Origin of the sequence: Microvirga pudoricolor, from assembly GCF_016892705.1 — a bacterium.
Taxonomy (GTDB): Bacteria; Pseudomonadota; Alphaproteobacteria; order Rhizobiales; family Beijerinckiaceae; genus Microvirga; species Microvirga pudoricolor.
Genome location: NZ_JAFEMB010000003.1, coordinates 208,041 through 222,500 on the forward strand (window position 1 = coordinate 208,041; position 14,460 = coordinate 222,500).

Sequence of the window (14,460 nt, forward strand, 5' to 3'; positions counted from 1 at the left end):
GACCTGCCATGATGCCTTTCACACCCACTGAAATGATGACCATCGCGGCCTCCCGCGCCCTGTCCAACGACGATGTCTGCTTCGTGGGCATCGGCGCACCTTCCGCTGCCTGCAACGTGGCGCGCCTCACCCACGCGCCGGACATCACCCTCATTTACGAGAGCGGCACCATCGGCACCGCGCCTGAAGTTCTGCCCCTTTCCATCGGCGATGGCGAGTTATGTGAGACGGCGGTCACCACCGTGTCGGTGCCGGAGATGTTCCGCTATTGGTTGCAAGGAGGGCGCATCTCGGTAGGCTTCCTGGGAGCGGCCCAGCTCGACCGCTTCGGCAACATCAACACCACCGTCATCGGCCCCTACGACAAGCCGAAGGTGCGCCTGCCGGGTGGTGGCGGCGCGCCGGAGATCGCGACTTCCTGCAAGGAGATCTTCATCACCATGAAGCAGGCGACGCGTGGCATGGTGGAGACCATCGACTTCTTCACGTCTTTCGGGCATGGCGAGGGCGGCGATCACCGGCAGCGGCTCGGGATCACCACGAAGGGTCCGACGCTTCTCATCACGGATCTGGCGCTCTGGCGGCCCGACCCCCAGACGAAGGAATTCACCGTCGTGTCGATGCATCCCGGCGTCACCCGCGAGAATGTGCAGGACACGTGCGGCTGGAAAGTCCGCTTCGCCGACGGCGTCGAGGAAACGCCAGCGCCGACGGAACTCGAACTCACCACCCTGCGGGACCTTCAGGCTCGCACCCAGCGCGCCCATGGCGGCAAGAAGGGAAACTGATATGTCCGATGCCTATATCTGCGCGTATGTACGCACGCCCATCGGCCGCTACGCGGGCTCCCTATCGGGCGTCCGCACCGACGACCTCGCGGCCGTTCCGCTCAAGGCCCTCATGGAGCGTTATGCGGGCGTCGATTTCGAGGCGGTCGACGACGTGATCTACGGCTGCGCCAATCAGGCGGGCGAGGACAACCGCAATGTGGCCCGCATGGCGCTGCTGCTGGCGGGACTGCCGGGCTCCGTGCCGGGCACGACCATGAACCGGCTGTGCGGATCGGGCATGGATGCGGTGATCGCGGCGGCCCGTTCCATCAAGGCCGGGGAGGCCGATCTCGTCATCGCGGGCGGCGTCGAATCCATGTCCCGGGCGCCCTTCGTGATGCCCAAGGCCGAGACGGCGTTCTCACGCTCGACTGAAGTTCACGACACCACCATCGGCTGGCGCTTCATCAACCCGCTCATGAAAAAGCAGTACGGCGTCGATTCCATGCCGGAAACGGGCGAGAACGTGGCCGAGGAGTTCCAGGTCTCCCGGGCCGACCAGGACGCCTTCGCGCTGCGGTCCCAGAAGAAGGCCGCCGCAGCAGGGGCCAACGGGCGGCTGGCCAAGGAGATCGTGCCGGTCACGATCCCGCAGCGCAGGGGCGATCCGGTCGTCATCGACACGGACGAGCACCCGCGCGGCGACACGACCCTGGAAGCCCTCGCCAAGCTGTCGACCCCTTTTCGCAAGGAGGGCGGCACCGTGACGGCCGGGAATGCATCGGGCGTGAACGACGGCGCCGCCGCGCTCATCATCGCGTCGGAAGCCGCCGTGAAGAAATATGGCCTCGAGCCGCTGGCCCGCGTGGTCGGCGGAGCGGCGGCGGGCGTGCCGCCGCGCATCATGGGCATCGGGCCCGCTCCGGCCACCCGCAAGCTCTGCCGGCGTCTGGGTTTGAAGCCGACGGATTTCGACGTGATCGAGCTGAACGAAGCTTTCGCCAGCCAGGGCATTGCGGTGCTGCGCGAACTCGGCATCCCGGAGGATGCGGATTACGTGAACCCCAACGGCGGCGCCATCGCGCTCGGTCACCCGCTGGGCATGTCGGGGGCGCGCATCGCCGGAACGGCGGCCCTGGAGCTCAAGCTGTCCGGCAAGAAGCGGGCGCTGGCCACCATGTGCGTGGGGGTCGGCCAGGGCATTTCCGTGGCCATCGAAGCCGTCTAGGCTCGAACGCATGACCTTCGGCCAACCGCCCCTTCTCCAGGCCCTCGTCGGCGACGAGGAGATCGCCGCTTTCTTCTCCGACGAGGCCGATCTCGAGGCGATGCTCCAGGTGGAGGCGGCGCTGGCAGGGGCGCAGGCTGAGGCCGGCTTCATCGACGGGGCGGCAGCGCAACGAATCGCCGATACCTGCGACAGCTTTCGGCCCGATTGGGACGGTCTCGCGAGGGGCTTGGCGCAGGACGGCGTCGTGATCCCGGAACTCGTCCGGCAATTGCGCCGGGCCGTGGGCGAGGCCCATTCCGGGGCCGTCCATAAAGGCGCGACCAGCCAGGACATCATCGACACCAGCCTCATGATCCGCCTGAAGGCCGTAGCGGCGGTTCTCGGCTCTCGCATCGACGGGCTCTCGGATGCTCTGGGCCTGCTGCAGTCACGCGACGGCATGACCACCTTGATGGCCCATACGCGCATGCAGCGCGCCTTGCCGTTCACGGCCCGCGACAAGATCACGACCTGGACCGGGCCGCTCCGGCGCCTGAGGGCGCAACTCGATTCCCGGGGGGCGGAGTGGTTCGCGCTCCAGCTCGGCGGTCCCGTCGGGACCCGCGGCGAGCTCGACGGCTCGGCCGAGGCCGTCCCGGCCGGAATGGCGCGGCGCCTGGGCCTGAACCTTACGCCGGCGTGGCACTCTCAGCGGGACCGCATCGGAGATTTCGCCTCATGGCTGTCTCTCGTCTCCGGAGCGCTCGGCAAGATCGGTCAGGACGTTGCCCTGATGGCGCAGAACGAGGTGGGTGAGGTGCGACTTGCCGGCGGCGGCGGATCGTCGGCGATGCCGCACAAGGCGAACCCGGTTGCGGCCGAAATTCTCGTGACGCTGGCCCGCTTCAACGCGGGTTCGCTTGGCACCCTGCATCAAGCGCTCGTGCACGAGAACGAGCGTTCCGGCGCCGCCTGGACCCTGGAATGGATGGTGCTACCGTCCATAGCCGTCACGACGGCAGCCGGCCTGCGTCATGCGCAGGCCCTTGTGACCCACCTCGCCTTCGTGGCGAAGCCGGAGATCTAGTACTCCCACTCCGTCGCGACTCCGACCGAGGTATTGCCCTCGGCGCCGACCTCGCCCTGAATGCGGATGCGGCGGGTCACGTCGATGTTCACGGTCACGCCCGTGTCCTCCGCCGAGGCGCCGGCTCGGACGCCCACGCTCACCCGGTCGCTGATGGCGCGCGAGATTCCGACGGTGGGACCGCCGTCGGCTCCGACCGAAATGTCGAGATCGCTGAGGCCGAGGGAACGACGCAGATTCTCGAATACCCCGTCGTTGCCGCCGCCGGCAAACTGCGCGGCGGCCTGGGCGAGCTGCAGGGCCTGGGTGGCCGATAGGCCGCCGGAGGCCTTGCCGAACAGGATCCGGGACAGAACCTCGTCCTGGGGTAGGGCGGGGCTCGACGAGAACGTGAAGGTCGGCTCCGTGGCGACGCCCGTAATGGCCACATAAGCCGTCACGTCACCGGACTGGGATTCGGCGATGAAGTCGAGCTCGGGCGTCAGGTCGCCCGTGAAGGTCAGGCGGCCGCGTGTGAAGTCGAGGCGGGTGCCGATGACCTGGAGGCGTCCGCGCCGCAGGTCGAACGCGCCCACCGCCACAGGATTGGCGAGGCTCCCCGTGAGCTGAAGCTCGCCGCCCAGCTCCGCATCGATGCCGCGCCCGCGCACGAAAATCTGGCTGGGCGCCGAGACCACGAGGTCGAGGGTGGCGTTGAAGGGCGGTGCGGTGCGGGCTCGCGCCGCGGCCTGGCGGGCGAGCGCCAGACGCGCCGCCGCCGTGGGCGTGGGCCGCACGTGCTTCGTGCCCGGAATGGGCCGCAGGGTCGAGGGCAGGCGCTCGGGCACCGCCACGTCCATGGACAGGATCTCGACCCGGCCGGAGATCCGTGGGTCACTGGCCAGGGGGCCGGTGAGCTGCAGGGCGAGATTGGCCACCGTGGTCACGAGCGGGTTCGAGACGAGCTGCGCGCGCTGGCCCGTAATGCGGATATCGCCCGGAAATCCAGCGGTCGGATCGATGCTGACCCGGCCGGCAACCGCCAGCGTGCCGCCATTGGGGGTGGAGGCGCTCAGGCGCTCGACCCGCACATTCGTGCCGTCGGCCACCAGCCGGGCCTGGATGTTGGTGAGTCGAATGCCCTGGCCCGCATCGTCGAAGGAGCCGCCCGACAAGGTCGCGGTGCCGTCCACATCCGGGTTGGCAATGGTGCCGCCGACGCGAAGGTCCAGGTTGGCGGCACCCGTGACGCTGCGACCGGCCGCGCCCAGAACCGTGTTGGCGATGCTGAGATCGAGGCGGCCTTGAGCCGTCAGGTCGAGATTGCCGGTGCCGCCGACCGGAACGCTGCCGGACAGCCGAAAGGTGCCGGCCCGGCCCGCATTCACGGTGCCGTTGAGGGTGGTGCGCCCGCCGTCCAGGCGACCGTTGGCCGAGATGTCGACCGGCGGCAGGCCCGCATTGGCGGTCTGAGGCGCGACGAGGCGCGCGACCCGGAACTGCCAGTCGCCCGTGGGGGCGGCCGAGGTCCCGGCGATTCGCGCCTGTCCGTCGAGGGTTCCGGTCAGACCCAGTCCCGGCACGAAGATCTCGGCGGCGGAGAGCGGCACCGCCCGCACATTGGCCTGGAGGTCGAGCTGGGACCCGGCCCGGCCGTTCACGTCGATGCGTCCCGTCCCCACCGCGACGGTGAGGCCCCGAATGTCGAGGTCGCCGTTGAGAAGGGCCAGGTTCGCGGGCTGCACCAGGGCAATCTCCCGCGAGCCGCGCCTGGCCCGGAACGAGGCCAGTTCGAACCGGATATTGTTCTCCGGCAGGAGGCGCCCCCGGGCCGAGAGGTCGAATCCGCGGGCCTGCGCCGTGAGCGCGATGTCGCTCGCGGCCGTCGTGCCGTTCGCCGTGAGCCGGATCTGCGAGATCGTCTCGCCCGCGACCAGGGCGCGGTCCACCGTCACGTCCGCGTTGATGACGGGGCGGCGGTAGACATCCGTGGCGCCCGCGCGGGCGTTGAGCCGATCGATGCTGGCCTCGGCGGCGCGCAGACGGTTGCCGCTGGCCTGGAGAGTGGCGTTCTGGCCGCCGTTCACCACCTCGAGCTGGAGATCGGCATTCAGGTCGCCGGACAGGCGGGTCAGCACCAGGGGCGACAGGTCGTCGAGGTTGCCCGCCCGTACGGTCAGGCGGCCGCCCGCGAGATTGGCCGCGTCCAGGGTCAGGTTGCCGGTGACGTTGACCGACCCGATGGCGACGTTGAGCTGATCCACCAGCCAGCCGCCTTCCTGCCGCTTGGCCACATGGAAGACGCCGTTGGCGGACTTGCGGTCGACGTCGCCGGCCAGAGTGGCGCGGATATCGGGAAGGCCGAGCAAATCATTGCCGGTGCCGTCCAGGGTCAATTGCGAGATCGGCCGACCCAGGGCGGTGGCGTTGCTCAAGGCGGCCCGGAAGGTCGCGTTGGGCCGAGCGAAGGTGCCCGTGAGACCCGCCGCCACCTCGCCGCGACCGGTCAGCCGCGAATCGGCGAAGCGCAGCTGCGGAACCGTCAGGTTGGCATTGAGCGCGAGGGAATCGCTGCGCGCGTCGCCGTTGAGGGTGGCCGTCACATGCTCGCCAGAAAGCGCCAGGTTCTGGAAGCCGAACCCGCCACCCAGAAGGGTGCGGGCCGTGCCCGACAGGTTGAGCCGACCGCCGACGAGGCCGTCCACGGTCGGAATTCCCGTGCCGAAACGGGTGGCTTGCCCGTTCAGGTTCGCGGTGATGGGCCCGTCGGACAAAAGGCCTTGGACGTTCGCATCGAGATCAAGAACGCCCTGAAGGCTCAGGCCCGCCAGATCGCCGAAGCGGGTCAGGTCGGGGGCGTTGAGGGCCAGGCGTCCGGTGGCGTCTCGGGCGCCGAGACGCCCCGTATAGGTGGCGTTCACCGTGGAGGTCGCCACGCGGGTGGTCTCGATGTCGATGACGCCCTCCGGCGTCGCGCTGCCCCGCAGGGCCATGGTGAGCTGGTTACCGAACGCCCGGGCCAGAGCCGGGTCCGCGAAGGAGACACCGCTGGCCCGGCCGTCCGCCACGAGGGCGATCCGGGTGGCGGGCTCCGAGAGCGAGCCGTTGGGCGTCGCCGTGAAGGTGGCGTTGACGTTGGCGAGGCTGAGAGCGGGCAGTCGGGCGTCCTCGGCCGTGAGGGTGGCGGCGATGCGGGGGGCCGTGATCTGGCCCTGTACCGTGCCGTCGAACACCAATGTCTTGATCTGGGCCGCGCCCGCGACGGTGCTGTTCCCGCTGCTGTTGGGCACCGCCCGCGCCGACACCCGGAAATCCGCATTCCGGTCGGGCGAGAGGTTGCCGGAGATGTCCAGGCGGGCCGCCTGGGACACGAGAGCGAGCTGCTGCAGGGAGACTGAGCCGTCGTCGCCGAAGAGGGTGTTGCCCTCGAGCCGCGTGGTGCCTGCGAAGACAGGCGCCACGATCTGGGGCAGGAGACCTTCGATCCGGGCATCGAGGTTCAGGTTCAGCCTGCGGGCCGCGCCCTGGCGGGCGAGCTGGGCCTGGCCCGCGGCCCCGATGGTGGGACCGGCCGTGAAGGTCAGCTGAGCCCCGAAGGCGTCGAGGGTGCCGTTGCCGTTGAGGTCGAGCTTGACCGGCGGCAGGCCTGGAATATTGCCCGCGCGAGCGAGGATTCCGTTGGCGGGCTCATCCACGTTCAGGGCGAGAGTGAGGGCACTGGCATTGTAGTTCAGGCGAGCCGCGAGGGTGCCGGGCGCATCCAGGCGGCGGGCATCGAAGACGAGGCGCAAGCCCTCGGCGGGGGCGCCGAGGCTGGCATTGCCGGTGGCCGTCAGCCGGGCGGCCGTGCCAATGACGGGCTCGCCCAGAACCAGTTCGCGAAGCGCGAAATCCTGGATCTCGACCTTCACGGGCAGTTCCGGGAGGATGGGCTGGTCCGCGCCCTGCACCTCGACCTCGGAGGGGAGGGGCTCGCGCAGGAACTCCAGCCGGCCGATCTCCAGCTTGTTGACTTCTAGCCGTCGCGACAGGAGCGCGAGACGGCTCCATTCGAGACGCACCGTATCGACGCGCAGCCAAACGCCGTCCCGGTCGGAAATGCTCACGTCCCTGATCGTGGAGTTGGATGACAGGGCTCCCTCCACGGCGCCGACGGAGACGCGAGTCGCGGGGGTGGAGAGGGCACGGGAGATCAGGTCGGCCAGAAAGCTCTTGTCGGCTTCATCGCTTCGGGTGGCGGGCGCGATGGCGAGCATCAGGGCCCCGGCCAGGGCCAGGGTCGCGACGGTGAGAAGCAGGCGGCGCATGTTGCTCATAGAGCCCTCCCGCATCAGAACGATTGCCCGATGCTGACATAGAGCGCGACCGGCTTATCGCCGGGTCGGCGGTTGAGGGGAGCCGCCACGTCGAGGCGGATCGGCCCGATGGCCGTGTAGTAGCGAAGGCCCAGACCCGCCGAGAATTGGAGCTTGTCCTTGAAGTCGGGATAGGACGACTCGAAGGCGCCGCCCGCATCCACGAAAGGCACGATGCCGATCGTATCGGTGATCTTGATCCGGGCCTCGAGGGACCCTTCCAAGAGGCTGCGACCGCCCACCACGAAGCCGAAGGGGCCGGTGGGGCCCAGACTGCGGTAGCGATAGCCCCGCACCGAGCCGCCGCCGCCCGCGAAGAAACGGAAATTCGCCGGGATCTCGTCGAGCTCCGCGCCCACGATGGATCCGGCCCCCAGCCGTGCCGCCAGGATGTAGCGGGAATCCTCGTCCAGGGAGTAATAGGTGGACGCGACGGCCTGGCTCACGGTCATGTTCACCGTCGAGCCGAGGAAGGCCGGATAGGGCGTGACGCTCGCCGTCAGCTTGACGCCCTTGGTTGGGTCGAGGGGATTGTCCGTCGAGTCGTAGTTGACCGAGAGCGGCGTGCCCACCACCGTGTAGTCGATCTTGCCCAGCACGTCGCTGGTCTGACCCTTCTGGACCTGCAGGCCGCCCTGGACCGAGAACGAATCGCTGAACCGGTGGCGGATCGCGCCCGTGAGGCCCGCCAGACGGCTCGTATACCCGCCGTAGCGGTCGCCGCCCGTCCGGTCGCGTTCCACGATGCCGTCGATGAGAAGGTCATTGCGGGTGCCGTAGAGGGCCGGCTTGAGGAAGCTGGCCTTGAAGCGGGCGCCGATATCCGATTTCTCGAAATCGCCGATGCGCTTGATGCGCGTGCCGTCGTTGCGGGGCGCCAGGAAGGTGCTGGCTTCCAGGCGCAGGCGCTCGGCGCCGCCGAAGAGGTTGCGGTGCTCCCAATAGGCCCGCAGGGCCGGGCCGTCGATGGTCGAATAGGCGGCCGAGAAGCCCACGAGACGGGGCTTGCGCTCGGTCACATCGACGAAGATCGGCAGGCGGCCCGCCGCATCCAGGGTCTCGGATTCGCGGATGCGCACGGAGCCCAGAGCCGGGATCGTGGCCACCGATTTTCGGGTATCGGCCAGAGCCTGGGGCGAGTAGGGATCGCCCGGCTCGATATAGATGAAGGACCGGATGATCGAGGGGTCGACGTTCTCGGTTCCCTCGACGCCGATCTCGCCGATGGGCGCGACAGGGCCGGGATTGATATTGAAGCCCACATCCATCTTCTCGGCCGGGTGATACACCACCGGGTCGATGGAGACGCCCTTGGCCAGGGGCCGCGACTGGGATCGGAAATAGTCCACCATCCGGGCCTGCGCGGCTCTCAGGTCCGCCGCCTTGGCGGGGTCTCCGGGGGAGAGCTTGATGGCCCGCTGGGGCAACTGGTCGGGGGTGAAGGGGCGCCTCGTCCGGGTGTCGACCACGTCGATGGTGCGCAGTTCGAAGAGCGGACCGGTATTGACTCTCACCGTGATCGGCACGGCTTGCCGCCCGCGATAGCTTTCGGCTGCCCGCGCCGCCGCATTGGAGCCCGTGCCGCCGATCTGAAGGGGCGCGTTGCCCACGTCGATCTCGATGGTGGTGTTGTAGTAGCCCGCGCCCCAGAGGGCGTCGATCAGGGGCGCGAAATCGGTCTCCACGCGCCGGACCAGGGACTGGCCGTCGGGCGGGGCGTTCTCGCGCAGGCGATAGAGGTTCGAGGCGTCCTTCAGGGCGCTCTCGACATCGTCGTCGCCGGAGATGGTGAAGGTCAGGAAATACGGCAGCGCGGTCTGCGAGGCCGCCGGGGGCTTGTCGCTGGAACCGAACAATCCGAAGAAGTCGAAAGCTTTCGCCTCGCTACAGGCGAGACCCAGGGCGCACGCCAACACTCTAGCCGAAAGGACTCTCCCCCGCCGGGGCAAAAACTGCATTCACGACTCCCGATCACCCCGCAAGGCTGCCGCATGGATGCGAACGTGTTTTTCAGGGGTCTGTTAGAGCGGATGACGGAACGTGAAGCAACCCTTGGCGCCCCAATTAGCAGGTGGGAAACCTCTTGAAAGGCCTAGAAGTAGCCCGCGTGCTTAAGATTTCCTCCACGCCGGCTGGGCATGAGAAAGCCGTCCTAGACCGGGTCCAGGACGGCTGAATGAGGGCTGCGGACGCCCCTCGGCGGCATGATGCCGGGTGTTAGCGGTTCGCGGCGATCAGCTTGGCGTAGGAATCCGTGGTGTAGGTGAAGGATTCGACCGGGGCCATGGCCACCACGAGAGGCTTCTGGCTGAAGGACTGAGCCCGCTGGACGGACTCGCCCACCGACGCCACGGTGGTGAACTTCCGCGAGCCCCGCTCGTAGAAGATGTTGCCGCCCGCCACGAGCACGTATTTCATGTTCGGGTAGCTGTAGCGGCGGGTCGCCACGTGGAAGAACATGGCGCGATCGAGCTTGGGATGGCGGGCCCCGTCGATGATCGTCTCCGCGACACGCTCGACCCGGGGCTTGTCCCGTTCGGCCATCTTGCGGGTCAAAACGCCCGAGGCGAATTGGCGGGGCTGACCGACCGTGCCGCAGATCGTCCCTGGATACTGGCCGGATTCGACCCGATTCATGACCACGCTGCCGACCGCCAGGAGGCCGTCGTCGCTGGAGCGGTTCGCCTCGAAGTACATGGCGCGGACCAGGCAGTCCTTTTCCTCTGCGGAAACCGTCTTCTTCGCGGTGTTCTCGGCCGTCTCCAGGCCTTCGCCAGCAAAGTTGCCGCATCCGCCAAGAGAAAGCCCCGCGGCTACGAGCATCGCGGGTGCGAGAACGCGGCGACAGCTTGAGATCATCATCGGTTGCCCCCTCCGAAGGTTCGCGATTCGTCACATCGCCCCAAAGGTATACTGAGGAAATTAACCATCTGGCAACTTTGAAAGCCCCCCGAGGCGTCACGGGTTCGGGGAGCGAGACGGCGATTGCTCCAAAATGGCACACGATCGCGCCGGGGCTTAACCGCCTGTTAACCATAAGCGGCCGAAATAAAGGCTTAACAGGAACCTAAGATCCGTGACCGTCGCCGTCCGCACCCGACCCTCCCTTCGCTTTCGTGGCCGCTCCTTCATGGCGCTCGTGCTGGCGCCCGTCGTTCCTATGCGGGATTGGCTGGAAGATCTCGACGCCGTGTCCAAGCGCTCCCCCGGCTTCTTCTCGGGCCGGGCGATCATTCTCGACGTGTCCGAGCTCAAGCCTTCCAAGTCCGAGCTGAAATTTCTCCTCGCGGCCCTCAAGATGCGGGACATCCGCATCATCGGCCTCGAAGGGGCGGCTCCCTCCGTCCTCGACGACGACATGCCCACCGCCGTGAACGGCGGCCGGGCGGCCGGCGACATCGAGGTGCCGGACATCGAGGCGGTCGCCCTTCCCGTGAAGGCGCCCCAGCCCGCCACCGTCTCGGCCCTGCTCGTCGAGGGATCGGTCCGGTCGGGTCAGTCGATCATCCACACGGAGGGGGACGTGACGGTCTTAGGGTCGGTCGCGTCCGGCGCCGAGGTCGTGGCCGGCGGCTCCATCCATATCTATGGCGCTCTCAGGGGCAGGGCCATCGCGGGATGCACCGGCAACGCCCGGGCACGCATCTTCTGCAGCAAGCTCGAGGCCGAACTCCTGGCCATCGACGGACTCTATAAGACCGCCGACGATCTCGGCGCCCAGCACCACGGTCACCGCGTCCAGGTCAGCCTGGATAGCGATTCGATCATCGTCCAAACCCTCGATTAAACAGAAAGAGAGACGAGCATGGCCAAAGTCTTGGTCGTAACATCCGGCAAGGGCGGCGTCGGCAAGACGACTTCCACCGCGGCCCTCGGCGCGGCGCTGGCCCATAACGGCGAGAAAGTGGTCGTCATCGATTTCGATGTCGGCCTGCGCAACCTGGATCTGGTGATGGGCGCCGAGCGGCGCGTCGTCTTCGATCTCATCAATGTGGTGCAGGGCGACGCGAAGCTGAGCCAGGCGCTCATCCGCGACAAGCGCCTGGAGAACCTGGCGCTGCTGCCGGCTTCGCAGACCCGTGACAAGGATGCGCTGACGGAGGAGGGCGTCGCCAAGGTTCTGAACGAGCTTCGCGAGAAGTTCGACTGGATCATCTGCGACAGCCCCGCCGGGATCGAGCGCGGCGCGACGCTGGCCATGCGTCATGCGGACGTGGCGGTCGTCGTCACGAACCCGGAAGTCTCCTCCGTGCGTGACTCGGACCGCATCATCGGCCTGCTCGATTCGAAGACCGAGAAGGCCGAGAAGGGCGAGCGGATGGAGAAGCACCTGCTCCTCACCCGTTACGACACCGCCCGCGCGGAGCGGGGCGAGATGCTGAAGGTGGACGACGTTCTCGAGATCCTGTCGATTCCCCTCATCGGCATCATTCCCGAGAGCGAGGAGGTGCTGCGCGCTTCCAACGTCGGGACGCCGGTGACCTTGAGCAATCCGAACAGCATGCCGGCACGGGCCTATTTCGACGCCGCCCGGCGCCTGCGCGGCGAGAGCGTCGAGATGTCGATCCCGACTGAGAAGAAGGGTCTGCTGAACAAGCTGTTCGGACGGAGGGCCGCATGAGTCTCATGAGCTTCTTCAGCCGGCGCACCACGGCGCCGGTGGCCCGGGATCGGCTTCAGATCCTGCTGGCTCACGAGCGTGGCATCGTCGGAGGCAAGTCCGACCTGGTGGCGCTCCTGCGAGAGGAGATCCTCAATGTGATCGGCAAGCACGTGTCGGTGGAGCGCGAAAAGGTGCAGATCAAGCTGGACCGGGGCGACTCCATTTCCACACTGGAGATCGAGGTCGAGATCCCGTCGCCGGCCAGCCCCCGGATCGCCGTCAACGCTTAAGGTTGGCCGCAAGACCGGGTCGCATCATCATTCATAATTCATAGCGCACCGCTCCTGCCTGGAGCGGTGCGTTTCTCGTTTTACGGCCCGCGGCTCTGTTACGGTCGCGAGCCGCACCTATATGAGAGGAGGCGGTCTTTAAGCGGCCGCTGGCGGGAGGCCTGCACGGCAGAGCTTCCCGCATCCGTCACCGCCCTTATCCGAAAGTTCGATATCGGGTGTTGACAAGCCGGCTTCGCATCGACATATCAGCCGCCGACGTTCGTTGCGGCCATCGTCGCGACCGGACAGCTCTTTCCCGACAGCGCCATCGCTCAGCGGGTCCCCCAAGGACCCGATGACGGCGCGTCTGAGCCTGGCTTCAAGCTCTGGCAAATACATGAACTCCGGTGGCCAAGTGATTGGCCTGCTCCGGAGCTCCTCTGTCGAACATTGAGAGTGCGCTGATGAGGTATTCCCTAATCAAAGCACATCGAACGCAGGCAAGAATACTTTGTCTGCGAACGAAGACTTGTGTCTAATCGATGCCGACAAAAAATAATGACTGCGATTCGAAAAAAATCTGAATTGAGTTGTTGACTGGATCAGAAAGAGTAGTTAGAACCACATTCATCGACGGCGAGCACTTCTTCGGAACGCGGCGCCGGGCTCCAGAAGCTAGAAAGCTTCGTTCGGCGAAAAGTCGGACGGAGTGGTTTTCTTCCTCTGAAGTTGCCATTCATCCTCGGATGAAGCGGTCACCAGCTCTTTGACAAGTGAAGATGAGAAAGAGAAGCGTAGGCGGCGGGTCCTTGCGGATCATCCTTTGGATGATCGGAAAGATCGACCCCCTTACGTTTTGAGAGATCGCACGTTCATCTGGAAACGGATGGATGGTGACGAGCTCTGTCAATGAACGTTGAGTGGGTTATGAGATCAAACTTCAACTTGAGAGTTTGATCCTGGCTCAGAACGAACGCTGGCGGCAGGCTTAACACATGCAAGTCGAACGCATCCTTCGGGGTGAGTGGCAGACGGGTGAGTAACGCGTGGGAACATGCCCTTCAGTTTGGAATAACCCAGGGAAACTTGGGCTAATACCGGATACGCCCTTAGGGGGAAAGATTTATCGCTGAAGGAGTGGCCCGCGTCTGATTAGCTAGTTGGTGAGGTAATGGCTCACCAAGGCGACGATCAGTAGCTGGTCTGAGAGGATGATCAGCCACACTGGGACTGAGACACGGCCCAGACTCCTACGGGAGGCAGCAGTGGGGAATATTGGACAATGGGCGCAAGCCTGATCCAGCCATGCCGCGTGAGTGATGAAGGCCTTAGGGTTGTAAAGCTCTTTCGTCCGGGACGATAATGACGGTACCGGAAGAAGAAGCCCCGGCTAACTTCGTGCCAGCAGCCGCGGTAATACGAAGGGGGCTAGCGTTGTTCGGAATCACTGGGCGTAAAGGGCGCGTAGGCGGCCATTCAAGTCGGGGGTGAAAGCCTGTGGCTTAACCACAGAATTGCCTTCGATACTGTTTGGCTTGAGACCGGAAGAGGTAAGTGGAACTGCGAGTGTAGAGGTGAAATTCGTAGATATTCGCAAGAACACCAGTGGCGAAGGCGGCTTACTGGTCCGGTTCTGACGCTGAGGCGCGAAAGCGTGGGGAGCAAACAGGATTAGATACCCTGGTAGTCCACGCCGTAAACGATGAATGCCAGCCGTTGGGCAGCTTGCTGCTCAGTGGCGCAGCTAACGCTTTAAGCATTCCGCCTGGGGAGTACGGTCGCAAGATTAAAACTCAAAGGAATTGACGGGGGCCCGCACAAGCGGTGGAGCATGTGGTTTAATTCGAAGCAACGCGCAGAACCTTACCAACCTTTGACATGTCCAGTATGGGTTCCGGAGACGGAATTCTTCAGTTCGGCTGGCTGGAACACAGGTGCTGCATGGCTGTCGTCAGCTCGTGTCGTGAGATGTTGGGTTAAGTCCCGCAACGAGCGCAACCCTCGCCCTTAGTTGCCATCATTTAGTTGGGCACTCTAAGGGGACTGCCGGTGATAAGCCGCGAGGAAGGTGGGGATGACGTCAAGTCCTCATGGCCCTTACAGGTTGGGCTACACACGTGCTACAATGGCGGTGACAATGGGCAGCGAACCCGCGAGGGGGAGCTAATCCCAAAAAGCCGTCTC

Annotated in this window: 9 protein-coding genes and 1 rRNA gene (1 of these 10 cut by a window edge); 7 read left to right on the forward strand and 3 right to left on the reverse strand. The window is 65.8% G+C overall.

What is annotated here, in order from left to right; genetic code table 11:
* Positions 1 to 8: 8 nt before the first annotated feature.
* The 3 genes from ILT42_RS12640 to ILT42_RS12650 are packed head-to-tail and all read left to right on the forward strand — an operon-like array spanning position 9 to position 3,067.
* On the forward strand, positions 9 to 788 hold the full coding sequence (locus ILT42_RS12640) for a CoA-transferase subunit beta (protein WP_229428617.1): 780 nt from the start codon (positions 9 to 11) through the stop codon (positions 786 to 788).
* A gap of 1 nt (position 789) precedes the next feature.
* Complete coding sequence (pcaF, locus tag ILT42_RS12645; protein ID WP_204215974.1) at positions 790 to 1,998, forward strand: 3-oxoadipyl-CoA thiolase; 1,209 nt, start codon at positions 790 to 792, stop codon at positions 1,996 to 1,998.
* Positions 1,999 to 2,008: 10 nt separating this feature from the next.
* Positions 2,009 to 3,067: a 3-carboxy-cis,cis-muconate cycloisomerase gene (locus ILT42_RS12650; RefSeq protein ID WP_204215975.1), complete on the forward strand. Its 1,059-nt coding sequence runs from the start codon at positions 2,009 to 2,011 to the stop codon at positions 3,065 to 3,067.
* On the opposite strand, the gene ILT42_RS12655 is transcribed toward ILT42_RS12650, so the two are convergent.
* From ILT42_RS12655 to ILT42_RS23280, 3 genes are all read right to left on the reverse strand, one after another.
* Entirely contained in the window at positions 3,064 to 7,362 is a 4,299-nt protein-coding gene (locus ILT42_RS12655; RefSeq protein WP_204215976.1) for a translocation/assembly module TamB domain-containing protein, read from the reverse strand. The genes ILT42_RS12650 and ILT42_RS12655 overlap by 4 nt on opposite strands.
* Positions 7,363 to 7,376: 14 nt before the next feature.
* Positions 7,377 to 9,359 (reverse strand): autotransporter assembly complex protein TamA, encoded by a 1,983-nt coding sequence (locus ILT42_RS12660; RefSeq protein WP_407664568.1) that lies wholly within the window; start codon positions 9,357 to 9,359, stop codon positions 7,377 to 7,379.
* A 259-nt stretch (positions 9,360 to 9,618) separates the two neighbouring features.
* On the reverse strand, positions 9,619 to 10,263 hold the full coding sequence (locus tag ILT42_RS23280) for a cell wall hydrolase (RefSeq protein ID WP_204215978.1): 645 nt from the start codon (positions 10,261 to 10,263) through the stop codon (positions 9,619 to 9,621).
* A 214-nt stretch (positions 10,264 to 10,477) separates the two neighbouring features.
* On the opposite strand from ILT42_RS23280, the gene minC reads away from it, so the two are divergent.
* The 4 genes from minC to ILT42_RS12685 form a co-directional block, all read left to right on the forward strand.
* On the forward strand, positions 10,478 to 11,188 hold the full coding sequence (minC, locus tag ILT42_RS12670) for a septum site-determining protein MinC (RefSeq protein ID WP_204215979.1): 711 nt from the start codon (positions 10,478 to 10,480) through the stop codon (positions 11,186 to 11,188).
* A gap of 18 nt (positions 11,189 to 11,206) precedes the next feature.
* The gene (gene minD, locus ILT42_RS12675; protein WP_204215980.1) at positions 11,207 to 12,022 is read left to right on the forward strand and encodes a septum site-determining protein MinD; all 816 of its coding nucleotides are present in this window, start codon (positions 11,207 to 11,209) and stop codon (positions 12,020 to 12,022) included.
* The gene (gene minE / locus ILT42_RS12680) at positions 12,019 to 12,294 is read left to right on the forward strand and encodes a cell division topological specificity factor MinE (RefSeq protein WP_204215981.1); all 276 of its coding nucleotides are present in this window, start codon (positions 12,019 to 12,021) and stop codon (positions 12,292 to 12,294) included. The genes minD and minE overlap by 4 nt, the downstream gene beginning before the upstream one ends.
* Before the next feature lie 923 nt (positions 12,295 to 13,217).
* Positions 13,218 to 14,460 (forward strand): 16S ribosomal RNA (locus tag ILT42_RS12685) (it continues 244 nt past the right edge of the window).

What these genes read in the sequence shown, in the direction of transcription:
- minE (WP_204215981.1), top strand. Translation starts at nt 12,019, where the DNA reads ATGAGTCTCATGAGCTTCTTCAGCCGGCGCACCACGGCGCCGGTGGCC.
- ILT42_RS12660 (WP_407664568.1), bottom strand. Translation starts at nt 9,359, where the DNA reads ATGCAGTTTTTGCCCCGGCGGGGGAGAGTCCTTTCGGCTAGAGTGTTG.
- pcaF (WP_204215974.1), top strand. Translation starts at nt 790, where the DNA reads ATGTCCGATGCCTATATCTGCGCGTATGTACGCACGCCCATCGGCCGC.
- minD (WP_204215980.1), top strand. Translation starts at nt 11,207, where the DNA reads ATGGCCAAAGTCTTGGTCGTAACATCCGGCAAGGGCGGCGTCGGCAAG.
- ILT42_RS23280 (WP_204215978.1), bottom strand. Translation starts at nt 10,263, where the DNA reads ATGATGATCTCAAGCTGTCGCCGCGTTCTCGCACCCGCGATGCTCGTA.
- ILT42_RS12655 (WP_204215976.1), bottom strand. Translation starts at nt 7,362, where the DNA reads ATGAGCAACATGCGCCGCCTGCTTCTCACCGTCGCGACCCTGGCCCTG.
- ILT42_RS12640 (WP_229428617.1), top strand. Translation starts at nt 9, where the DNA reads ATGATGCCTTTCACACCCACTGAAATGATGACCATCGCGGCCTCCCGC.
- ILT42_RS12650 (WP_204215975.1), top strand. Translation starts at nt 2,009, where the DNA reads ATGACCTTCGGCCAACCGCCCCTTCTCCAGGCCCTCGTCGGCGACGAG.